The sequence below is a fragment of the Planomonospora sp. ID67723 genome (genome assembly GCF_015711605.1).
Classification (GTDB): Bacteria; Actinomycetota; Actinomycetes; order Streptosporangiales; family Streptosporangiaceae; genus Planomonospora_A.
The window spans coordinates 267,918-288,520 of record NZ_JABTEZ010000001.1 but is presented as its reverse complement, the minus strand read 5'-3'; the positions used below and the strand labels follow the sequence as shown (position 1 = coordinate 288,520).

The following is a 20,603-nucleotide window of genomic DNA, read 5'->3' as shown; positions in this document are numbered from 1 at the left end:
GGGGGCGCTCACGTCTCGACCGAGGGGTCGACGGGCAGGCGCACGCTGAAGACCGTGCCGCCTCCGTCCCGGGGCGCGGCGCTGACCGTGCCACCGTGCGCCTCGACGATCGCGCGGGTGATGGCCAGTCCGAGTCCGGTGCCCTTGACACCCGACTCCAGGGCAGTGGAGGCGCGGAAGAACCTGTTGAACAACTGCGCATACTGCTCGGAGGGGACGCCGATGCCCGTGTCGGTGACGGCGATCACGGCGTTGTCGCCCTCGCGCCCGGCGGTGAGGGTGACGGTGCCGCCGGCCGGGGTGTACCTGATCGCGTTGGACAGCAGGTTGTCGAGCACCTGGCGCAGCCGTACGGGATCGGCGTGCACCGGCAACCGGCCGGTCAGGTCTGCGGTGAGGGTGAGCTGCTTGGCGTCGGCGGAGGGCCGGTGGTCGTCGACGGCCTGGCCCGCCAGCTGGGTCAGGGAGAGCGGCCGGGGGTCGAGGCCGATGTGCCCGGCGTCGAAACGCGCCAGGTCCAGCAGGTCGTCGACGAGGCGCTGCAGGTGCGCGCTCTTGCGGTCGATGACGTCGGCGAACATGCGGTGCTCGTCATCGAGGCCGGGACTGTCCGTGAGCATCTCGGCGTAGCCGCGGATGGCGCCGATGGGGGTGCGGAGCTCGTGGCTGACCACGGCGACGAGTTCGTCCTTCATCCGGTCGAGGTCGCGCAGCCGGCGCACCTGCTCCTGTTCCTGGGCGAGCAGACGCTCGCGCTCCTCGTCGAGATGGTGGCGTTCGGTGACGTCGGTGGTGATGCCGTCGATGAACAGGCGGCCGTCCTCGCGGCGGGGAATCGCCCGCGTCCAGAGCCAGCGCACGATCCCGTCGGCCCCGGTGGCGCGGTACTCGACCTCCGCGGGCTCCCCGGCTGCGAGCGCGGCCCGGTAGGAGTCGAAGGCCGGCACGTCGTCGGGATGGATGTGCCTCTTGATGAGCCGGAGTATGTCGGTGCCGGGAGGGATCGGCCCGCCGAACACTCCGGTGCTGTTCGGGCTGGTGTAGATCAGGGGGGCCCGGCGGTCGGGAGTGACCTCGACGGTCCACACGAAGTCGTTGAGCTGGGCGATGACCCGGTCGAGATGGCGCCGGCTGGCGTCCAGCGCCAGGGAGAGCTTCTCCGCGCGACGCCGTTCCTTGTAGCGGCCGAGATGGGCGCAGACCCCGTCGAGCATGGCGACGAGGTCGTCGTCGGGCTCTTCGATCGTCTCCGCGAAGAACGTCAGCACGCCGAACACCTGCCGGCCGCTGTGCACGGGCAGTCCGGCGGCGGTGTGCAGGCCGCACCGGCGCGCGGCCTCCTTCCGGACGAAGTCGTAAGGGTCGTTCGGCATGTCGCGGATCCAGGCGTCCTGCCGGGTGGCCCACACCAGCCCGGGCAGCCCCTGCCCCCGCTGGAGCGTGACCGGCCGTTCGTCGGTGAAGGCCGACAGGTCCAGGCCGGGCCTGCTCCAGGAGCAGATGCGCGTGATGCCGGTCTCGTCGGAGGCGACCCGCCAGTATTCGCCGCAGGCCCAGCCCAGCGCCTCGGTGACGGCGGTCACCGTGCCGACGGCGGCCTGCTCGGTGGAGTCGGCGTCGGCCAGCACCCGCGCCACGGCGTACTGGGCCTCGCGCAGCATCTCCGCCCGGTGCCGCGAGCTGATGTCGTGGACGAACGCGTGGAAGGCCGGCTCGGCGCCTTCCACGTCGACCTGCAGGGTCATCTCGACGGGGAACTCCCGGCCGTCCCGGGCTCTGGCGGTCAGCTCCATGCGCCGGCCCGTCTTGTCCGACCTGCCGGTCTCCCGCACCCGGCGCAGGCCCTGGTAGTGCGTCGCCCGGAACTGGTCGGGGATGACCAGATCGGCCACGTCCCGCCCCACGGCCTCCTCCGACGACCAGCCGAACAGCCGCTCGGCGGCGGCGTTCCACGCCGTCACCACCCCGTCGCCGTCGATCGAGACGAACGCGTCGGGGGTCCGGTCGAGGATCGTCTTCAGGCGCGTCGCCGAGAGGAGCGCCTCGCCGCGGGCCAGCCACAGCGCGATCTCCGACTCCGCCGTCGCGGCGAGGTCCGCGGCGGTCTCCAACTGCTCCGGACTCCACTGCCGCGGGCGCGTGTCGGTCAGCGAGAGCGAGCCGAGCGTGTCGCCGCCGGCCGTACGGAGCGGGAACCCCAGGTGGGCGGCCACGTCCAGCCCATGAGCGGTCCGGGCGTCGTCGCACCGCCCGTCGTCGCGGGTGTCGGCCAGCGCCAGCGGCGCGCCGGCGGCGGCGACGTCCTCGCAGAAGGGGCACGGCGGTTCGCTCTGTCCCGGCTCCGCCGTCCCCTGCGGATGCGCACCCGTCTTTCCCGCCGGTCCCGCGGCGCCGAGGACCGTCTGCCGCTCCCGGTCGACCAGGAGCACCGTCGCGGCGGCCGCGCCCAGCAACCGGACCGCCAGCCGGGCCAGCCGATCGAGCGAGGGCGTCTCAGGCGCGTCGAACAGGCCCATGGCGCGCAGCACCCGCAGCCGCTGCGAATCACGAGCAGGATCTACCGCCGTCACGGCCCCGTCTCCCCCCTGAGCTCGCCCTGACGAGTTCGGTCTGCCCACCAGCGGGACAAGCAATCCGGTTCCGGTCATCACGCTTGCAACGTGGATTTATCGCCCACCGATCGCATCGACCGGTCGAGGAACGGAGCGGATGCTGCGCGCCGTGCCGGCCGGCCGGGGCCGTACGGCGGGCGGGACCGTCAGCGGAGAGCGGCGAGGAAACCGGTCAGAGCGGCGGTCACCTCATGCGGGCGCTCCAGAGGCGGCAGGTGGCCGGTGGCCGGCAGGTCGATCCTGAGGGCCCCCTCGACGCCCTCGGCCAGCAGGTCCGACACCTCCTGGATGCCCGGCACGTCGGCCAGGCCGTTGATCACCAGGGTCGGCTGCCGCACCTCGCCCAGGCGGCTCTTGGCGGACGGGTCGAGCCGGCGTTCGACGGAGCGCGGGCCGCTCCAGAGCCGGGTGAAGACGCCCCGGCACATCTCCACCGCCGCCTCCCAGACCTCGGGCGTGAGGTCGTCCCGCCCGCGTTCGGGACCGGCGACCTGCCACAGCACCTGCGCCCTGGCCATCGCCTCCACGTCGGCGGGATCGACCGTGTCCGTCCTGTCGCGGTAGGCGCTCAGCCGGTCGGCCGGGACGGCGCTGTGCACGCGCTCGCGGGCCTGCGCCAGCATCTCCGGCGGCCAGTCGTGCCCGCCCAGCCCGGAGCAGATCGGCACCAGTCCGGCCACCCGGCCGGGGGCGGCGAGGGCGGCCTCCACGGCGTACGACCCGCCCATCGAGCAGCCGGCCAGCACGGCCCGCTCCACCTCCAGCGCGTCGAGCAGCGCCAGCAGGTCCTCGTGGTGGGCGACCTCCCCCTCGGCGTCGCCGGACTCGCCGTAGCCGCGCCAGTCGTAGCGGATCACCCGGTGGCTCTCGGACAGCGCCTGGAACTGGTGCTCCCACATCCTCCGGTCGGCGATCCCCGCGTGGACGAACACCACCGCGGGCCGGTCGGCGGACCCCCGCCCGGCCTCGTCGTACGCCAGCCTCGCCCCGTTGCAGTCGATCATGGCCATGCCCGCAACCTAACGCGGGGCATCTCGCTCGAAGCGGACGTTCGCCCCCGGCGCACAGCGGTGCCGGAGGGGCGGCCGGTGGGAAGACGACTGAGAGCAACTGAGAAACGTTGTTTGGATACCACTTCTCAGTTAGCCTCAGTGGCGTGATGCCGGATGAGGTGGAAATGGCCCTGCGGGTCCTTGGGCGGGGTGTCACCGCCGACGCCCTCGAGACGGACACGCTTGATTTCAAGCTCGTGGCGGAGTCGCCGAAGGCGACGCTCAACCTGCTGGCCGACGCCCTGGTCTGTTTCGCCAACGCCCAGGGCGGCACGGTGGTGCTGGGAGTCGACGACAGGGCTCGCGAGCGTGCGGACGCGCTGCGCGGCGTGCCGGTCGGCTACACCGTCGATCAGATCCGCAAAGGCGTGTTCGACCGTACGAGGCCGCACATCACTCCGTTCGTCGGGGAGAAGGTCGTTGACGGCATCCGGCTGATCCTGCTCAGTGTTCCCCCGGGGGTGCTTCCGCACAGCAACGCCGCAGGTCTCGCCACTCGCCGGCTGGGGAAGGAATGCCTGCCGTTCCCACCGGACCAGCAGCGCGAGGTGATGATCGCCCGGGGTCAGGTGGACTGGTCGGCGGACGTCTCCGTTGCCGACATCACCCATCTGAGCACGGTCGAGCTCGCCAGGCTCCGCCGCCTGCTGACCGCGAGCGGCCGGGATCACCTCGCAGATCTCGGTGACCGTGCCCTGCTGGAAGCCCTGCGGCTGGTCACCGCCGACGGGGGCGTCACCAACGCGGCGGTGCTTCTGCTCGCCGAGGAGCACGTGCTCCAGCGGATCGTGCCGAGCTACGGCTACTCCTATCAGTTCCGGCCGAGCCTGGGAGCGGAGGCGACCGGCAGGATGCGCGCCGGACGGCCGATGCTGGCGGCGATCCAGTCCCTGGTGGACGCCGTTGAGGCACGTCGCGAGGTGCACCCGCTGAATCTCGCCGGAGGGGTGCAGCTCCAGCTCTCGGACTATCCCGAGCAGGCCGTGCGGGAGCTGATCGTGAACGCCTTCATCCACCGGTCGTACGAGACCGGTGGGACGGTGGACATCGAGCACTCGCCCGAACGGCTGGCGATCATCAGTCCGGGCGGCCTGGTCAGTGGTGTGACCGCGCAGAACATCCTCACCCACCCGTCGACGCCCCGCAACCGCCTGCTCACCGAGACGGTCGCGGGCCTGCAACTCGCCGAGCGGACCGGGCAGGGTGTGGACCGGGCCTACCGTGAGATGCTCCGCCTCGGCAAGGAGCCCCCTCAGTTCGAGGACAGCGGCACCCTCGTGCGCGTCACCCTCGCGGGAGGCATAGGCAACGACTCCTTCGCCCGCTTCGTCGGCGGTCTTCCCCCGAAGGCCGCGAGGGACGTCAACGTGCTGCTGGCGCTGTCCTCCCTCCGGCACAGCGCGAGCGTCGACGCGAACCGGCTGGCCGGCGCGATCCAGCGTTCCGCAGCCGAGGCGCAGGACGTCCTGCGGACGATGGCGGACGAGCATAACCTGGTGGAGCCGACCCGCCGGACGGCGGCCAAGGCATTCCCGGCCTACCGGCTCCGCTCGGAGAGCGTGGCCGCGATGGGCCGGGCGGTCACGTACCGGCGTCGCGGCCTGGACGAGACCGATCAGAAGATCATCGACCATGTCCGGGAGTACGGCTTCGTCACGAACCGGACGATTCAGCGGCTGTTCGACATCCACGTGTTCGCCGCAAGGGACATCCTCAACTCCCTCCGGGAGCGCGAACTCCTCGGCAAGATCGGAGAGGCCCGGGGAGGGAAGGGGGTCCGTTACGGACCGGGACCGAAGTTTCCGAGGTGACCCGGTCTCCCGTGCGGTGATCGGCGGACCCCGCCCGGCCTCGTCGTACGCCGGCCTCGCCCCGTTGCAGTCGATCATGGCCATGCCCGCAACCTAACGCGGGGCATCTCGCTCGAAGCGGACGTTCGCCCCCGGCGCACAGCGGTGCCGGAGGGGCGGCCGGTGGGAAGACGACTGAGAGCAACTGAGAAATGTCGTCCAGCTACCACTTCTCAGTCGGCGTTAGTCGTGCCGGTGGAAAACCGTTTGCGAGCCGGTACGGCACTGCATAGCGTGAGCCGCATGTCCGTCACGTGCCCCGCGCCGCTGTTCTTCGTCCGCCTCCGCCGCGGCCCGGTCCTGGGCCGGTAGAGAGGCGATCCACTCGACCAGGGGACCCGTTCCGCGGGAACCCTGTCTTCGGGGAATCCGCCCCGTCTCTGCGCGTGCCCCGGGCCTTCCGAGACCATTTCCTCTCGGACCCGAAAGGGCGACACCTGTGGCGCAGTCCTTCGCTCACGGAAACTACTCGCACACCCAGAAGAAAGCCCGCGCCGGCGGCGGCAGAACCGATCGCGACCGGGCACGGCGTGTCCTGTCGCAGAACTTCCTCGTCGACCCCGGCGCCGTCGCCCGGATCGTGGCGGCCGCCGGCTCACATGACCTGGTCCTGGAGCCCGGCGCGGGGGAGGGCGTCCTGACCCGGGCGCTCGCCGGGACCTGCGGCCAGGTCGTCGGCTACGAGATCGATCCGCTGCTGGCGGGGAAGCTGGCCGCCCGGACCCGGGCCGAGTCCCGCATCCGCGTCGTCCGGGGGGACTTCCTGGTCGCCCGCGCGCCGCGCGAGCCGTTCGCGGTCGCCGGGAACATCCCCTACGCGATCACCTCGAAGATCGTCGACTGGTGCCTGCGGGCACCCGGGCTCACCTCGGCCACCCTGCTCACCCAGCTGGAATACGCGCGCAAGCGCACCGGCGACTTCGGACGCTGGAGCATGCTGACCGTGCAGACCTGGCCCTGGTACGGCTGGCGCCTGATGGACCGCATCGGCGGTGAGGCGTTCCGGCCGGTGCCCGCGGTCGACTCCGCCGTCCTGCGGATCGACCGCCGCCCGCACGGGCCCGACCTGCCCGGCTACCAGGAGTTCGTGGCCTACGGCTTCACCGGGCTGGGCGGCTCGCTGCACGCGACCCTGCGGCTGCGCCACCCGGTGGCGCAGGTCGACGCCGCCTTCGCCGAGGCCGGGATCGACCCCGCGACGGTCGTCGCGCACGTCCACCCCGACCGCTGGCGGATCCTCTTCGACCGTCTCCACCCCACCATCTGACCGCACGGCCGGGGGCCGCACCCCGCGGCTCCCGGCCGTACCCGCTTCCCTGATATCACCACATCAAATATCTTGATATCGAGATAGAGGTGGGGAGTCGTGATGCTGCATCATGTGCAACTGACCTGCCCGCAAGGCCAACCCCGGCCTCCTGGTCCACGACCTCGACGCCTGGGCCCGCCGCCTGACCGACGCCGGCCACCCGGGCGCCTTCGCCGGCGACATCCCCGGTATGCGCCGCTTCCACAGTGAGGACTGCCACGGCAACCGCCTGGAGTTTCTCGAGCCGCTTTCCTGATGGGCGGATCGGTGGCGGCGGACCGGCAACGGGTTACGGGCGCGGGGTGGTCCAGAGGGCGGAGATGGGAAGGCAGGTGAGGCCGTCTCCGAAGCTCAGCGACTGCGACCCGCAGTGCAGGACGAACCCCGCCAGGAACCGTGATCCAAGACGGCCCTGGAGCAGACGCAGTCCCTTGAAGTCTGCAGATCGTACGGTCTCCGACGCTTTCACCTCGATGCCGATGACTCGGCCGGCGTTGTCCTCGATGATCGCGTCGACCTCGTGTTTATCGCGATCACGATAGTGATAGATGCTCGCTCCGAGGTCAGACCATGAGAGCTGCCGGGCGATCTCGCCGAGCACGAAATTCTCTACCAGTCCGCCGACGGAGAGGTCCGCCAGCGGTCCTGCGGTGAGGTGGGCGGCGAGGCCGGTGTCGATGAAGGTGACTTTGGGAGTCGCCAGCGCACGGGTGGTCGCGTTGGTCGACCATCCGGGGATGAGGCGGATCAAATAGATCGTCTCTAGAATCTCCAGATATCTCTGGACGGTTGAGCGAACGATGCCCAGTTCGTTGGCAAGTCGGTTGGCGCTCAGCAGCCCTCCGGTCTGAGCCGCGAGCAGCGAGATCAGCCGCCGCATGTCTCCGGCGCGCTGGATGTCCGCCACCTGCTTGACATCATGCGAGATGAGATCGTCGATGTAGTTCTGGAAGAAACGATGACGCTGCCGCGGTGTTTCCCGCTGGACCGCTTCGGGGAACCCCCCTCGTTCCGCTCTCGTCAGGTAGTCCTTCCGGCGCAGGTCTTGGGATTCCGCCCGGAGGTCGGCGCCGTGCGTGAACGCTGCATCAACGAAGCCGTCCGGTTCGCCGTCGATCTCTCCTTGGGAGAGCGGCCAGAGCTCGATCGTCTCAGATCTGCCCGGCAGGCTGTCGGGCAGACTGCTCAGGCTGAGTAGCCGTGCGGACCCCGTCAGGAGAAACCGCCCCGGGCGCGGGTCCCGGTCGACCAGGTACTTGATGGCAAGCCAGAGATCTGGAACGCGTTGAACCTCGTCGATGAGCATCAGTCCGTCGTGGTCGATGAACCGGATCGGGTCTTCCACCGCCGCGCTGCGCGTCAGAGGGTGGTCCAGGAACCTGGCTGCTGCATCGGGATGCTCCCGGACGACGAGTTCGGCGAGCGTGCTCTTTCCCACCTGGCGGGCACCGTTGACGACGACGACGCGCGTGTCGAGGAGCGCTTCCGTGACAAGATCGAAGGCCCTACGAGGACGGTAGTCGATGGCTCTCCGCATCCTCCCATCCTCGCTGGATCGGCGATTTGCCGCTGTGTCTGTGCGCAATCTGCCGATAAGATCACGAGCAATTTGCCGATGATCGCATGCGCAGATTGCCGACAAGACAGTGCGCAGTTTGCCGATGGGCGCGTGGTCATCCTGCCGACGGTCGTGGTCGATCCGCCGAAGATCCATGCCTGTCCCATCGGAGAATCCGCGGACGATCTACCACGGGCGCCGGTGGTAAACGGAGCGGGGTCAGGACAGGGAGAGCGAGAGGGATCCGGCGGCGGCGGTGATGAGGGGACCGACGTCGGCGGGATCGAGGGGGGTGAAGGAGATGACGCCGACGGAGGCCTCGAGCCAGGGGAGGCCCGGGACGGGAGCGGCGATGCCGTGGGCGCCCTCCTGGAGCTGGCCCTCGGTGGCGACGTAGCCGGTACGGCCCTCGCGGAGGGCGAGGATGGCCAGGCCCGCGGCGCCCCTGCTCAGGGGGTGCCGGGAACCCTCGCGGTAGGCGACGTGCATGTCCGTCCAGGAGGGCTCGACCACCGCCACCGCGAGCCCGTCGTCGCCCTCGGCGATGGTGAGATGGGCGGTGGCCCCGACCTCCTCGGCGAGCCGGCGCAGGGCGGGCAGCGCCCCCTCCCGGAGCAGGGGATGGACGGCGCGCGCCAGGACGAGCACGCCGAAGCCGAGATGCGCCCGGCCCTCGCCGTCCCGGCGGACGAACCCCCCGTCCTGCAGGGTCGTGAGCAGCCGGTAGACGGCAGGCCGGCTCAGCCCCAGCTCGGCCGCGAGCTCGGTGGGGGTGCGCCCCCGGTGGCCGTCGGCGAGCAGGCGGAGCAGGCGCAGGCCGCGTTCGAGGGTCTGCGAGGACTCGGCCGCCATCAGGACGTCCCAGGGGTGTGGCGCATGCTCCTGATTATCGAGGACGACGGAAGACGGCCGTCTGACCGGCCGATTGTCAGTTGTCATGCCGGTAATAACCGGCGACGAGGAATGTGCAGGTGTTTGGCAAGAACTACGCGGATCACCTGCCGTAGGTTGCTAGGTCCCTGTACTCCGGCGAGGGGACCTCCGAGCATGAGCGAGCCGCTGATCGTCCGAGTCGCGCGGTGGGCGAGGGAGATCCCGGACGCCCCGGCCTACACCTTCCTGGACTACGCGGACTCCCCCGAGGGGACCCGGAACACGCTCTCCTGGGCCGGGGCCGACCTCAGGGCGAGGGCGCTGGCCGTACGGCTGCGCGAGGTGGCCCGGCCCGGGGAGCGGGCGGCGATCCTGGCGCCGCAGGGGCTGGAGTACGTGGTCGCGATGCTCGGGGCGATGTACGCGCGGGTGATCGCGGTGCCGCTGTTCGCCCCCGACCTGCCCGGCCACGCCGATCGGCTGATCCGGGCCTACGCCGACGCCGACCCGGTCTGCGTGCTCACCACGAGCTCCGCGCTGGAGAGCGTCAGGGCGTTCATCGACGGGTGCCCCGCACCCCGGCCCAAGGCGGTCGTCACCCTGGACACGGTCTCCGGCCTGCTCGCCGACGAGTGGGAGCCCGAGCCGGTCGGTCCCGGCGATCTGGCCTACCTGCAGTACACCTCGGGCTCCACCCGCGCCCCCGCCGGGGTCGAGATCTCCCACGGAAACTTCACCGCCAACGCCGAGCAGCTCTGGAAGGCCTTCCGCGCCACGCCCCGCACGTCCACGGCGGCGCTGTGGCTGCCGCTCTTCCACGACATGGGGCTGATCGCGACGATCGCCGCGCCGATGGTCGGCGGCAACCACGCGGTGTTCATGGACCCGGTGGCCTTCGTCATGCACCCGGTCCGGTGGCTGCGCATGCTCAGCGCGTACGACGACGTGTTCACCGGCGGCCCCAACTTCGCCTACGAGTACACGGCGAGCCGGGTCACCGAGGAGGAGAAGGCCACGCTCGACCTGTCCGGGGTCACGGTCATGCTCAACGGTGCCGAGCCGCTCCGGGGCAGCACGATCAACCGGTTCTCCGAGGAGTTCGCCGTGTGCGGGCTCCGGCCCGAGGCGCACACCCCCGCGTACGGCCTGGCGGAGGCGACCGTCTTCGTCACCGCGATGGACCGGGACCTGCCCGCGCGGGTGACCGTCTTCGACCGGGACGAGCTCACCGCCGGGCGGGCCGTACCGGTCGGCGGAGCGTACGGCGGGCACCCGCGGGCCAGCGAGCTGGTCTCCTGCGGGGTGCCGACCGGTCAGGACGTGGTCGTCGTGGCCGCGGACGGCACGGTCAGGCCGGACGGGGAGGTCGGCGAGATCTGGGTGCGCGGGCCGAACGTGGCGCGGGCCTACTGGCGCGACGCGGAGCGCACCGCCGAGACCTTCGGCAACGTGCTGGAGGGCGAGGAGGGGACCTGGCTGCGCACGGGGGACCTGGGCGTGATCCACGAGGGCGAGCTCTACATCACCGGACGGATCAAGGACCTGATCATCGTCGACGGGCGCAACCACTATCCACAGGATGTGGAAGTGACCGTGCAGGAGGCCGACGCCGCCGTCCGCCGGGACCACGTGGCGGCGTTCGCGGTGCCGGGTGAGGAGACCGAGCGGCTGGTGGTGGTGGCCGAACGCTCCCGCAAGGCCGCGGGCCGGGACCCGGCCGAGGTCGAGGCCAGGGTCAGGGCCGCCGTCGCGAAGAACCACGACCTGAGCCTGCACGAGTTCCTGCTGGCCGAGGCCGGTGCCGTACCGCGCACGTCGAGCGGGAAGATCGCCCGGCGCGCGTGCGCGCAGGCGTACCTGGACGGGGTCTTCGGTACGGCGGGGGCGGGACGCCCCGAAGGGGCCGTCGCGGGGAACGACGCCGCGGAGAGCGCCGTGGCGGGTGCCGGGGCCTGATGTTCGAGTCGCTTGGGCGGATGGTCTACCGGGGCCGCTGGTCCCTGCTCGTGCTCGGGACGGTCTTCGCGGTCCTGGCCGGCTACTTCGGGCTGGGGTTGTTCGGCCGGATGGCGGACGGCGGGTTCGAGGATCCGGGAGCCGAGTCGACCTCGGCGGCGGAGTGGGGCGGGAAGTGGTTCGGCGGCAGCTCGCCGGACGTGGTCGTGCTCTACACCAACCCGAAGATCGACGCCGACGACGACCGGTTCAGGGACGCCGTGCACGCGGCTCTGAAGGCGCTGCCGTCCGAGCACGTCGGAAAGTTCTCCACCTACTGGACGACCGACGCCGGGGAACTCGTCTCCACCGACAGGCACTCCACCTACGCGCTGGTCAGCCTGCGCGGCGGGGAGATCACCGCACGACACGGCTACGAGGCGATCAAGGACCGGCTCCGGCAGGCCCCCGCCGGGTACACTGTCCAGGTCGGCGGGCGCATCCCGCTGCTGAAGGACCTCAACACGCAGACCGGCCTCGACCTGCAGCAGGCCGAGGCGATCTCGATGCCGGTCCTGCTCGTCCTGCTGGTCCTGGTCTTCGGCAGCCTGGTCGCCGCCGGCCTCCCGCTCGTCGTCGGCCTGCTCGCGGTGATCGGCGCGCTCGCGCTGCTCCGGCTGCTCACCGAGGTCACCGAGGTCTCGGTCTTCTCCCTGAACGTCGTCACGATGCTCGGCCTCGGCCTGGCCATCGACTACTCCCTCTTCGTGCTGAACGCCTTCCGCGAGGAGATGCGCCGGGGAGCGCCGGTGGAGACGGCGGTCGTGCGGACCATGGCGACGGCCGGGCGCACGGTCGCCTTCTCCGGGCTGACCGTGGCGACCTCGCTCTGCGGGCTGCTGCTGTTCCCGCAGATGTTCCTGCGCTCGATCGGGCTGGGCGCGGCGGCGGTGGTGCTGGTCGCGATGGCGGCGGCGCTGGTCGTGCTCCCCGCGCTGCTGGCCGTACTGGGCCCGAAGGTGGACGCGATCAGGATCGCCCCCGATTTCGGCACCCGCAGGGGCGGGACCTGGCACGCCATCGCCTCCAGCGTGATGCGGCGTCCGGTGCTCTACCTGGTCGGCGTCAGCGTGCTGCTGCTCGCGCTGGCCGCGCCGTTCACCGGGGTGCGGTTCGGCAGCGTGGACCACCGGGTGCTGCCCGACCGGTTCGAGAGCCGTCAGGTCGCCGAGCGCATCGACCGGGACTTCGCCAGGAACGCCATGGCCCCCATCGACGTCATCGTGCTCGTCGAACGCGACCTGGTCGGGCCGATGACCGCCACCGCGCCGGGGGCGCTCACCTCGGAGGTGGGCGGGCGCATCGGTCCGGTGGGGGTCGGCGACTCCGGGATCACCCCGGTCACCGAGGTCGGCCCGCTGGACGTCAAGCCCTTCATGGACCGGCTGAAGCGGCTCGACCACGTCACCGGGGTCGACGTCACGGGCGTCTCGCAGAACAACGGCGCGGTACGGCTGGCGGTCCGCTACGACAGGGACCCGATGTCGGACGAGGCCCGCGCACTGGTCGAGGAGATCCGCGACCTCACCCGGGAGCCGAACTTCCAGGACGTCGTCGTCGGCGGCCCCACCGCGGCCCAGCTCGACCTGGAGGCCAGCCTCACCGCCACGCTCCCGTGGACCGCGCTCGTCGTCTGCCTGATGACCGGGCTGCTGCTGTTCGCCGCGTTCGGTTCGATCGTGCTGCCGGTCAAGGCGATCCTGATGAACGTGCTCTCGCTGGGCGCGTCCTTCGGCGTGATCGTCTGGGCGTTCCAGGACGGGAACCTGGCGGACTTCCTCGGATTCACCCCGACCGGGAGCATCGAGGCGACCATCACCGTGCTGATCCTGGCGGTGGTGTTCGGCCTCTCCATGGACTACGAGTTGTTCCTGCTCAGCCGGGTCCGGGCGGAGTGGCTGCGCAGCGGGGACAACACCGCCGCGGTCGCGGCCGGCCTGGAGAGGACCGGAGGGGTGATCACCAGCGCCGCCCTGCTGCTGCTGGTGGTCATCGGAGCCTTCTCCACCGCCGGGATCACGATCGTGAAGATGCTCGGCGTCGGCATGTTCGTGGCCATCGTGGTCGACGCGACCCTGGTCAGGGCGCTGCTGGTGCCCGCGACCATGCGGTTGATGGGCAACGCCAACTGGTGGCTCCCGGACGCCCTGAAGGGCTTCCACCGGCGCATCGAGATCCGGGAACGCGATCTGAACCCCGTCGGGGAGCTCCCCCCCGGCGGCACCTACGTGACGGTGGAGCGCGAGGGCGGCGCCGTCGGCTCGCACCGCGCCTCCCGGCATCTGACGGCTTCCTCGCCCACCCCGCAGATCTCCGCCGGGACCGCCTCCGCACCGCGCCAGGAGACCGCCGCGCCCGCACCGCGCCCGGAGGTCCCGGCCCGCCGCTCCCGGCCGGAGACGCCGCCCCACCAGGCCCCGGCCCGACCGCGCCGCCCGGAGACCCCGTCACGTCCTCCGCAGGTCCCCGCCCCCGAACCGCCCCGCCCGGCGACCGGGGCGCCGGTCCGTGTGATCCGGGCCACTCCCGACGGCACCGGCTGGCAGTGGGCCGAGGAACCGGCCCCCGCACCCCGCGACCGTCCCGCACCCGCGTCCGCCAACGGCGCCTCGCCTCCCGGGGTCACCGGCGTGCCCGCCACCCCTCCGGCCGCCGGTCCTCCCGTCGTGAACGGCGCGGGCGTTCCTCCGGCCGTGAACGGCGCGGGCGTCCCCCCGGTCGCCGGTCCTCCCGTCGCGAACGGTTCGGCCGCTCCCGCGACCGGCGGCGTCTTCGCTCCGCACGCCCCCAACGGCGCCCCGGCTCCGCCGAAGCCCTCCTCCCGCCAGCACCGGTCGAACCCCTACCCCCGGCCTCCGCTGGACTTCCCGCCGCCGGTCCCTCCGGCCTCGGGCCCCACCCGGCCCTCCCCGGAACCCGCCCCCGCGCCCCCTGCCACGCCCGAGCCCGGCCGGGCGCCCGCCGCACCGGCCGGCCCGCAGGGTCCGCCGCGCAAGCGCAAGAAGGTGGTCAAGCCCAATCTGAACGGCCCCGGCTGGCACTGGGCCGAGGAGGACGAGGAGCAGCCCTCCCCGCCGCCGCTCCCGGCCGGCCCGGATCCGGTACGGCCTGCGCCGCCCGCTCCGGTACGGCCTGCACCTCAGCACCCGGTACGGCCTGCGCCGCCCGCTCCGCCTCCCCAGGTGTCTCCGGCTCCGCAGGCTCCGGCTCCACAGGTGTCTCCGGCTCCCGCCCGCCCCTCGGAGCCGGTAGCGCCGGCCGTTTCCGCGGCACGGGCACGGCCGCCCCTTCCCGCGGCTCCCGCCCGGCCGGTCCCCCCGGTCCCGCGGGACCCCGCGCCCGCACAACGGGCCCCGGTGGTCAGCAGCCATCTCATCGACCAGCTGGAGCCGCCGGTACACCGCCAGGACAGCCGGCCGATCGTGCCGATCACCGGACACCCGGAACCCGTCACGGAGCCGATCGAGGAGGTGACGGCCGCTCTCCCGGTGGTGCCCCCGGTCGTCCCCCCGATCGTTCCGCCGATCGTGTCCCCGGTCGTCCCTGCGGCCCCGCCGGTGACCGGTCCGCCGCATCACCGGGAGCCCGCGCCGGCCGCACCGGTTCCGGAGCCCGTGCCGCAGCCGCGGGCCGTACCGCGTCCGGAGCCGCCGCGGCCACAGCCGGAGCGACGGCCACCGCCACAGCCCGCACGGCGGCCTGCGCCGGAGCCGGTTCCGGAACCCGTCTCCGCGTCACGGCCGGAGCGGGCGGGCGGCTGGGTGCCCGTCGAGCGGCGGACCACCCGCGTCGTGCGGCTCCGGCCGGACGGGTCCGGGTGGATGTGGGTGGAGGTGGAGGATTGAGCGAGCTCGCCGGGACGGCCGTGGCCGGTCCCACCGGCACGACGCCGGTCCGGGCCGGGCCCGAGCGGCGCGGCCTGCTGCTGCTGGTCGTGGGGCTGGCGGGGTTCGTGACGACCCTGGACAACACGGTCGTCACGGTCGCGCTGCCCACCATCCAGACGGAACTGCGCGCCTCGCTGGCCGCGCTCGAATGGGTCGTCACCGGGTACGTCCTCACCTTCGCCGGGCTGATGCTCGCCGGAGGCCGCCTGGCCGACGTCTACGGGCGCCGCAGGGTCCTCGTCGCCGGGCTCGCGGTCTTCACCGCGGCCTCCCTCGCCGCCGGACTGGCCGCCTCGGCCGGGATGCTGGTCGCGGCCCGCCTGGTCCAGGGAGCCGGTGCCGCGCTGATCCTGCCCGCGATGCTGGCCGTGGTCTCCGCCGGCGGCGACGACCGCCGGCGCTCGGTCGGCGTCGCCGTCTGGATGGCCTCCGGCGCGGGCGCCCTCGCGCTCGGCCCGGTGGTCGGCGGCTATCTCACCCAGCACGCCCACTGGAGCTGGGTCTTCCTGATCAACGTTCCCCTCGGCGTCCTGGTGATCGCTCTCGCCGCCGTCGCCGTACCCGAGTCCCGCGACGAGACCGCCGCCCGGGTGGACGTCCCGGGGGTGGTCGCCTCGGTCGTCGTGCTCTCGGCCGGCACGTTCGGGCTGACCTTCGGCGCCGAACTGGGCTGGACCTCACCGTTGATCGTGGCGGCGCTGACGGTGTCCGTGGTCGCGGCGGCCGTCTTCGTCACCGTGGAGCGGCTGGGCCGGGACCCGATGATCCACATGGCGCTGTTCCGGGCGCGGGCGTTCACCGGCGGGGTGGTCGCCCAGGTGCTCTGGGGGCTCGGCGTCAACGGTGTGTTCTTCTTCACCGCCCTGTTCCTCCAGGGCGTCCTCGGCTTCGACCCGACCGCGTCGGGGCTGGCCTTCGTACCGCTCGCCCTGCTCGTCGTCGTGGTCACACCGCTGGTCCCCGCTGTGGAGACCCGCCTGGGAGCGGGCCGTACGGTCGCGCTGGGACTCGTGCTGGTGGCGGCGGGCATGGTCGCGGTGGCGTTCCTGCGGCCGGGGGACGGCTGGGCCGAGCTGCTGCCCGCCGTGTCGGCGATCGGGATCGGCTCGGCGCTGACCATGCCGCTGGGCTCGGCCGTGCTGGGCGCGGTCCCCGAGGCGCGGGCGGGCGTCGCGGGAGGGGTGTTCAGCGTCGCGCGAGAGGTCTCCGGCCTGTTCGGCATCGCGGTCATCGGAGTGATCGTCAGCGGCTCGGCGAACTTCACCGCGGGCTACTCCGTCGGTCTGCTCACCGCCGCCGGGCTCGTCGCGGTGGGAGCCGCTGTCAGCCTGGTGAGCCTCCGGTGAGGGTCGCGATCCTGGCGTTCGGCTCGCGCGGGGACACCCAGCCCTGCGTGGCGCTCGGCGCCGGGCTCGCGGCGCGCGGCCACCGGGTGACGGTCGTCGCGGCCGGGCGGTACGGCGGGCTGGTCGAGGAGGCGGCCGGGAGGCGCGGCGATCTCCGGGAGGCCGGGCGGGACGGCGCGGCGGCGCAGGGCGCCGGCCGCCCGGACGGGGGAGAGGCCGGCGGCCCGGGCGCGCGGGGAACGCTGGAGCTCAGCCCGATCAGCGTGGACCCGCTGCGGATCGTGGAGTCGGAGGAGGGTCAGGCGTGGCTGCGCAGCGGGCCCGCCGGGTTCGTCCGGGGGTTCCGCCGGATCGTGGAGCCCCTCGCCGAGCGGCTCGTCACCGAGGTGGACGCGGCCTGCGCCAGCGCCGACCTGGTGCTCTCCCCGGCCCTGGGCGGGCTCGGGCACCACCTTTCCGAGCGGTACGGCATGCCGTACGCGCTCCTGCACTTCCAGCCCGGCGAGCCCACCCGGGCCTTCCCCAACCCGCTGGTCCCCTTCCGCACGCTGGGATCGGCGGGCAACCGGGCCAGCTACACGCTCGTCGAGGGGCTGAGCGGGCTGCTGCTCGGCCGGATGGTCGACCGCCTCCGCGGGCGGGTGCTCGGGCTGGGGCCCATGCGGGGCGGCATGTTCCGGCGGGCGCGGGCCGACGGGGTGCCGGTGCTGTGCGGGGTGAGCCCCTCGGTCGTCGCCCGCCCGGCGGACTGGCCGGACTGCGTGGACCTGACCGGCTACTGGTTCATGGACCGCCCGTGGAGCCCGCCGGCGGAGCTGGAGGACTTCCTGGACGCCGGACCGCCCCCGGTTTATGTGGGTTTCGGCAGCATGGTCCCCGCCGACCCGGCCGCGACCGCCCGGACGGTGGTGGCGGCGCTGCGCGCGGCCGGGATGCGCGGCGTGCTCCAGGGCCTGCCCTGCGACGGGGCGGACGACATGCTCGTGATCGGCGACGCGGACCATGCGCGGCTGTTCCCCCGGATGGCCGCCGTGGTGCACCACGGCGGCGCGGGAACGACGGGGACGGCGCTGCGGGCCGGGGTGCCGGGGGTGGTCTGCCCGTTCTTCTCCGACCAGCCGTTCTGGGGTGCCCGGGTGGCCGCGCTGGGCGCCGGGCCCGATCCCCTGCCGGTGCGGCGGCTCACCGCGGAGGGCTTGGCCGGCAGGGTGGCGCGGGCCGTACGGGACGCCGGGATGCGGGCGGCGGCGGCGCGGCTGGGCGAGCGGCTGCGGGCCGAGGACGGCGTCGCGCGGGCGTGTCAGACGCTGGGAGCCTGAGGTCCGGGCGCCGGAGGTGAGCCGTTGATCTCCTGACAGGCCCTGTTCGGGGAGTTGCGATCTAGGTAAAGTTCAAAAGATTGTTTCTGCCGCCTTTACCGGGAAGTTTCAGAACATGCGACTTACTCTGCGGCGGGCTGTCGCCGTCGGCTCGATGCTCACGCTGATCGGTGTCGTCGCCCCCGCGGCGGCGGCCCATTCCGAGGACGACCCGCGCAGCTGCAGGGACCTGATGGGGGCCGACGCGCCGGCGTTCATCCAGTGCCGGTGGCTGGCCAAGCCCGACGAGGCCTTCGACGTCGTGAGGTTCTGGGCGGAGAACGACAACGCCCGCCTCAAGGAGGCCGGTCCGTACGACGGGCTGTTCTTCGACTGCACGGCTCCGGGGAACTCCTGCCCGGAGGCGGACGGCGACGGCACCGTCGGCGACGAGAACACCCCGCTGCCGGAGGGCGCGGAGGACGGCGGCGCGCCGGAGTGCGAGACCGGTCAGGAGTGCGCGGTCGACGGGCACGCCGAGGGCGGCGACGGCACGGTGAGCGAGCCTGAGCCGGGCAGCCCCGCCGACCCGGGATCGGGCACCGGCAAGACGGTGACCCCGCGGGGTGCCGTCCCCGCGGCGGAGATCGAGGCGGCGGCGCAGACCCCCGCCGGGCAGGCCGTCACCGCGGCCAAGACCACCGGGCTGCGGGTCTGGCTCGACACCGAGCTGGCCGACGACTGGAAGGCCGGTCCCGAGGCGTTCGCGGCGGCCGTCAGGCGCGTCGGCGCGCTGGCCGCGCGGCCCGAGGTCGCCGGGATCCGGTTCACCGCGCAGCTCGGCTACAACGCGACCTTCACGACCGGTGAGGAGATCACCTCCTTCGTCACCGCCGCCTCCGCCGCGCTGCGCCAGGCGGCCCCCGGCAAGCGGCTGGGGGTGCACACCGTCGTGCCCGTGTTCGCCTGCGGCGCGGACGAGGCGTGCAAGACCGAGATGGCCAAGCGCCACCCGCTGCTCGCCCCGGAGAAGATCGAGCCCCACCTGGTGGCCGGGCGGGTCGACCAGGTCACCCTCGACACCGGCCTGCTGTACGGCGGCTACACCGACTGGGACATCGACGCCGCGGCGGCCCACCGCAACCAGTGGATCCAGGTCCGCGCCCGCGCCTGGGACGTGCTGGCCCAGGTCGCCGCGGAGGAGACCGGCCTCGTCGGCGACGTCACCGCCGAGCAGGTCGCCACCCGGGTCTCCACCCCGGTCATGGACGGCGCCGCCCAGCAGATCAACCTGTGGACCCGCGTCCAGGACGCCCAGGGCGTGAAGCACCTGACGGCCTGGGACGAGCTGGCGAAGCTCGGCCCGATCCAGCGCCGCATGGCCGCCGTCTACAACCCCGCCACGCCGGAGAAGGACCTGGCGACCGACCTGAAGAAGATCCGCGAGGCGTTCGGCCAGATCTACCTCACCGTCGCCTGATCGCCCGCCCGGTCGCGGGGACGTCCCCGCGACCGGCCGGTCCCCGTCTCCGGCTAGTTCACCAGGCCCCAGTCGCCGCCCTCGTCCTCGGCGGGCGGCGGGGGAGCCTGCGTGTCCTGCTCGGCCGGGGGAGCCGAGGCCCGTGCGCCGAGGGCCTTGAGGATCATGGGGAAGGAGCGCTTGAACTCGCGCTCCCAGTACGGCCAGCTGTGGGTGCCGTTCTTGTAGAGGTTCACCACCGGCTTGATCCCGTACAGGCGGAGCTTGGCGACCAGGTGCCTGGTCGTGTAGGCCGAGACCGGCTCGCCCAGGTGGGCCGGGTGCCACGGGGTGCCGGGCGGGTCGAGCTCGCCGTTGAGGCTGGTCGTGCCGCTGGAGATGTAGATGCTCACGCCGCGCAGGTTCCTGGCGTGGGCGGAGGGGTCGTTGGCCTTCCAGACGTCCCGGTTCTTCAGCGGGTCCCCCCACATGGCCTTCGGGTCCTGCTTGGCGTTGGCCTGGGCGCTCATGATGATGTCGGGGATGCCCGGCAGCCGGGTGGACATGATGCCGCTGTGGGCCCCGACGAAGCGGAACATGCCGGGATGCCGCGCGGCGTACTTCATCGCCCCGTAGGCGCCCATCGACAGGCCGGAGACGGCCCGGCGGGTCCCGGCACGGTAACCGACCTCCAGCAGGCGGCGCACCTCGTAGGTGTGGAAGGTCTCCCACCCGGGCGGGCCGCCCTTGCCGTAGTTGTACCAGTCGGTGTAGTTCCCGGCGCCGCCGGCCTCGGGCATCACGACGATGGCGTCGACGTTCTCGGTCAGCTCCTCGACGCCGGTCATCCTGGTCCACGCGGTGTAGTTGTCCACCCCGCCGTGGAGCAGGTAGAGCACCGGCCAGGTGCGGTTCGCCTGCTTCGACCAGCCCCTGGGCAGCAGCAGCCGGACCGGCAGGATCGCGTCGACCGACGGGGAGGAGACCATGACGTCGACCGTGCGGGAGTCGAGCCACTTCTCCTGCACCACCTGCGCGCCGCCGGGCAGCGCGGCCGGCCAGGGCCCCGACGGGCTCCTCCCGGCCGGGGAGGCCGCCTCCGGCTGACCGGTCGGGGCCGCGTGCGCCGCCGTCGGCAGGCCGACGGCCACCGCGGTCGCGATCGCCAGGAGTCCGCGTCGGACAGCTCGCATGGTCATTCCCTTCACCCGGCCCGACGACAGGAGGGCCGTGGCAGGCGACCCTAGAGCGGGTGACCGGGCGGTCGCTACACGCGTTCACAACGAAACGGCGGGCGCCGCTTGAGCCCCGCGGACAAATCCCCTCCCGCCTGTGGCCGTTATCACAACCATGACAAAACGCCC

The 20,603-nt window shown here is 72.6% G+C and carries 12 protein-coding genes; 7 read left to right on the top strand and 5 right to left on the bottom strand.

What is annotated here, in order from left to right; translation table 11 throughout:
* Positions 1–8: 8 nt before the first annotated feature.
* Positions 9–2,570: an ATP-binding protein gene (locus tag HS041_RS01300; protein ID WP_196438687.1), complete on the bottom strand. Its 2,562-nt coding sequence runs from the start codon at positions 2,568–2,570 to the stop codon at positions 9–11.
* 188 nt (positions 2,571–2,758) lie between these two features.
* Positions 2,759–3,622: an alpha/beta fold hydrolase gene (locus tag HS041_RS01295; RefSeq protein ID WP_196438686.1), complete on the bottom strand. Its 864-nt coding sequence runs from the start codon at positions 3,620–3,622 to the stop codon at positions 2,759–2,761.
* Between the two features lie 167 nt (positions 3,623–3,789).
* On the opposite strand from HS041_RS01295, the gene HS041_RS01290 reads away from it, so the two are divergent.
* Entirely contained in the window at positions 3,790–5,475 is a 1,686-nt protein-coding gene (locus HS041_RS01290) for an RNA/DNA-binding domain-containing protein (protein ID WP_196438685.1), read from the top strand.
* Between the two features lie 574 nt (positions 5,476–6,049).
* Entirely contained in the window at positions 6,050–6,781 is a 732-nt protein-coding gene (erm, locus tag HS041_RS01285) for a 23S ribosomal RNA methyltransferase Erm (protein ID WP_230878587.1), read from the top strand.
* A gap of 331 nt (positions 6,782–7,112) precedes the next feature.
* Here the strand turns inward: erm and HS041_RS01280 are convergent, their stop codons facing one another.
* Together HS041_RS01280 and HS041_RS01275 are read right to left on the bottom strand one after the other, a co-directional pair.
* Positions 7,113–8,360 carry an ATP-binding protein gene (locus HS041_RS01280; RefSeq protein ID WP_196438683.1) on the bottom strand — a complete coding sequence of 416 codons (1,248 nt, stop codon included), beginning with the start codon at positions 8,358–8,360 and terminating at the stop codon, positions 7,113–7,115.
* 240 nt (positions 8,361–8,600) lie between these two features.
* Positions 8,601–9,233, bottom strand: a complete 633-nt coding sequence (locus HS041_RS01275; RefSeq protein WP_196438682.1) for an IclR family transcriptional regulator — start codon at positions 9,231–9,233, stop codon at positions 8,601–8,603.
* 195 nt (positions 9,234–9,428) lie between these two features.
* Here HS041_RS01275 and HS041_RS01270 point away from each other — a divergent pair, with 195 nt between their 5' ends.
* The 5 genes from HS041_RS01270 to HS041_RS01250 all read left to right on the top strand — a co-directional run bounded on the left by HS041_RS01270 (position 9,429) and on the right by HS041_RS01250 (position 19,260).
* Complete coding sequence (locus HS041_RS01270; RefSeq protein WP_196438681.1) at positions 9,429–11,210, top strand: fatty acyl-AMP ligase; 1,782 nt, start codon at positions 9,429–9,431, stop codon at positions 11,208–11,210.
* The gene (locus HS041_RS39695) at positions 11,210–15,094 is read left to right on the top strand and encodes an MMPL family transporter (RefSeq protein WP_196438680.1); all 3,885 of its coding nucleotides are present in this window, start codon (positions 11,210–11,212) and stop codon (positions 15,092–15,094) included. Before HS041_RS01270 ends, HS041_RS39695 begins: the two co-directional genes overlap by 1 nt.
* Complete coding sequence (locus tag HS041_RS01260; RefSeq protein ID WP_230878380.1) at positions 15,091–16,482, top strand: MFS transporter; 1,392 nt, start codon at positions 15,091–15,093, stop codon at positions 16,480–16,482. Before HS041_RS39695 ends, HS041_RS01260 begins: the two co-directional genes overlap by 4 nt.
* A complete protein-coding gene (locus HS041_RS01255) occupies positions 16,479–17,801 on the top strand; it encodes a glycosyltransferase (RefSeq protein WP_196438679.1) in 1,323 nt (440 codons plus the stop codon). Before HS041_RS01260 ends, HS041_RS01255 begins: the two co-directional genes overlap by 4 nt.
* A gap of 115 nt (positions 17,802–17,916) precedes the next feature.
* The gene (locus tag HS041_RS01250) at positions 17,917–19,260 is read left to right on the top strand and encodes an ICP22 family protein (RefSeq protein WP_196438678.1); all 1,344 of its coding nucleotides are present in this window, start codon (positions 17,917–17,919) and stop codon (positions 19,258–19,260) included.
* 53 nt (positions 19,261–19,313) lie between these two features.
* Here HS041_RS01250 and HS041_RS01245 read toward each other — a convergent pair whose 3' ends face one another.
* The gene (locus HS041_RS01245; protein ID WP_196438677.1) at positions 19,314–20,432 is read right to left on the bottom strand and encodes an alpha/beta hydrolase; all 1,119 of its coding nucleotides are present in this window, start codon (positions 20,430–20,432) and stop codon (positions 19,314–19,316) included.
* Between the last annotated feature and the right edge of the window lie 171 nt (positions 20,433–20,603).

Coding starts and splice junctions, on each gene's coding strand:
- HS041_RS01275 (WP_196438682.1), bottom strand. CDS start 9,233: ATGGCGGCCGAGTCCTCGCAGACCCTCGAACGCGGCCTGCGCCTGCTC.
- HS041_RS01295 (WP_196438686.1), bottom strand. CDS start 3,622: ATGGCCATGATCGACTGCAACGGGGCGAGGCTGGCGTACGACGAGGCC.
- HS041_RS01270 (WP_196438681.1), top strand. CDS start 9,429: ATGAGCGAGCCGCTGATCGTCCGAGTCGCGCGGTGGGCGAGGGAGATC.
- HS041_RS39695 (WP_196438680.1), top strand. CDS start 11,210: ATGTTCGAGTCGCTTGGGCGGATGGTCTACCGGGGCCGCTGGTCCCTG.
- HS041_RS01250 (WP_196438678.1), top strand. CDS start 17,917: ATGCGACTTACTCTGCGGCGGGCTGTCGCCGTCGGCTCGATGCTCACG.
- HS041_RS01280 (WP_196438683.1), bottom strand. CDS start 8,360: ATGCGGAGAGCCATCGACTACCGTCCTCGTAGGGCCTTCGATCTTGTC.
- HS041_RS01245 (WP_196438677.1), bottom strand. CDS start 20,432: ATGCGAGCTGTCCGACGCGGACTCCTGGCGATCGCGACCGCGGTGGCC.
- HS041_RS01290 (WP_196438685.1), top strand. CDS start 3,790: ATGGCCCTGCGGGTCCTTGGGCGGGGTGTCACCGCCGACGCCCTCGAG.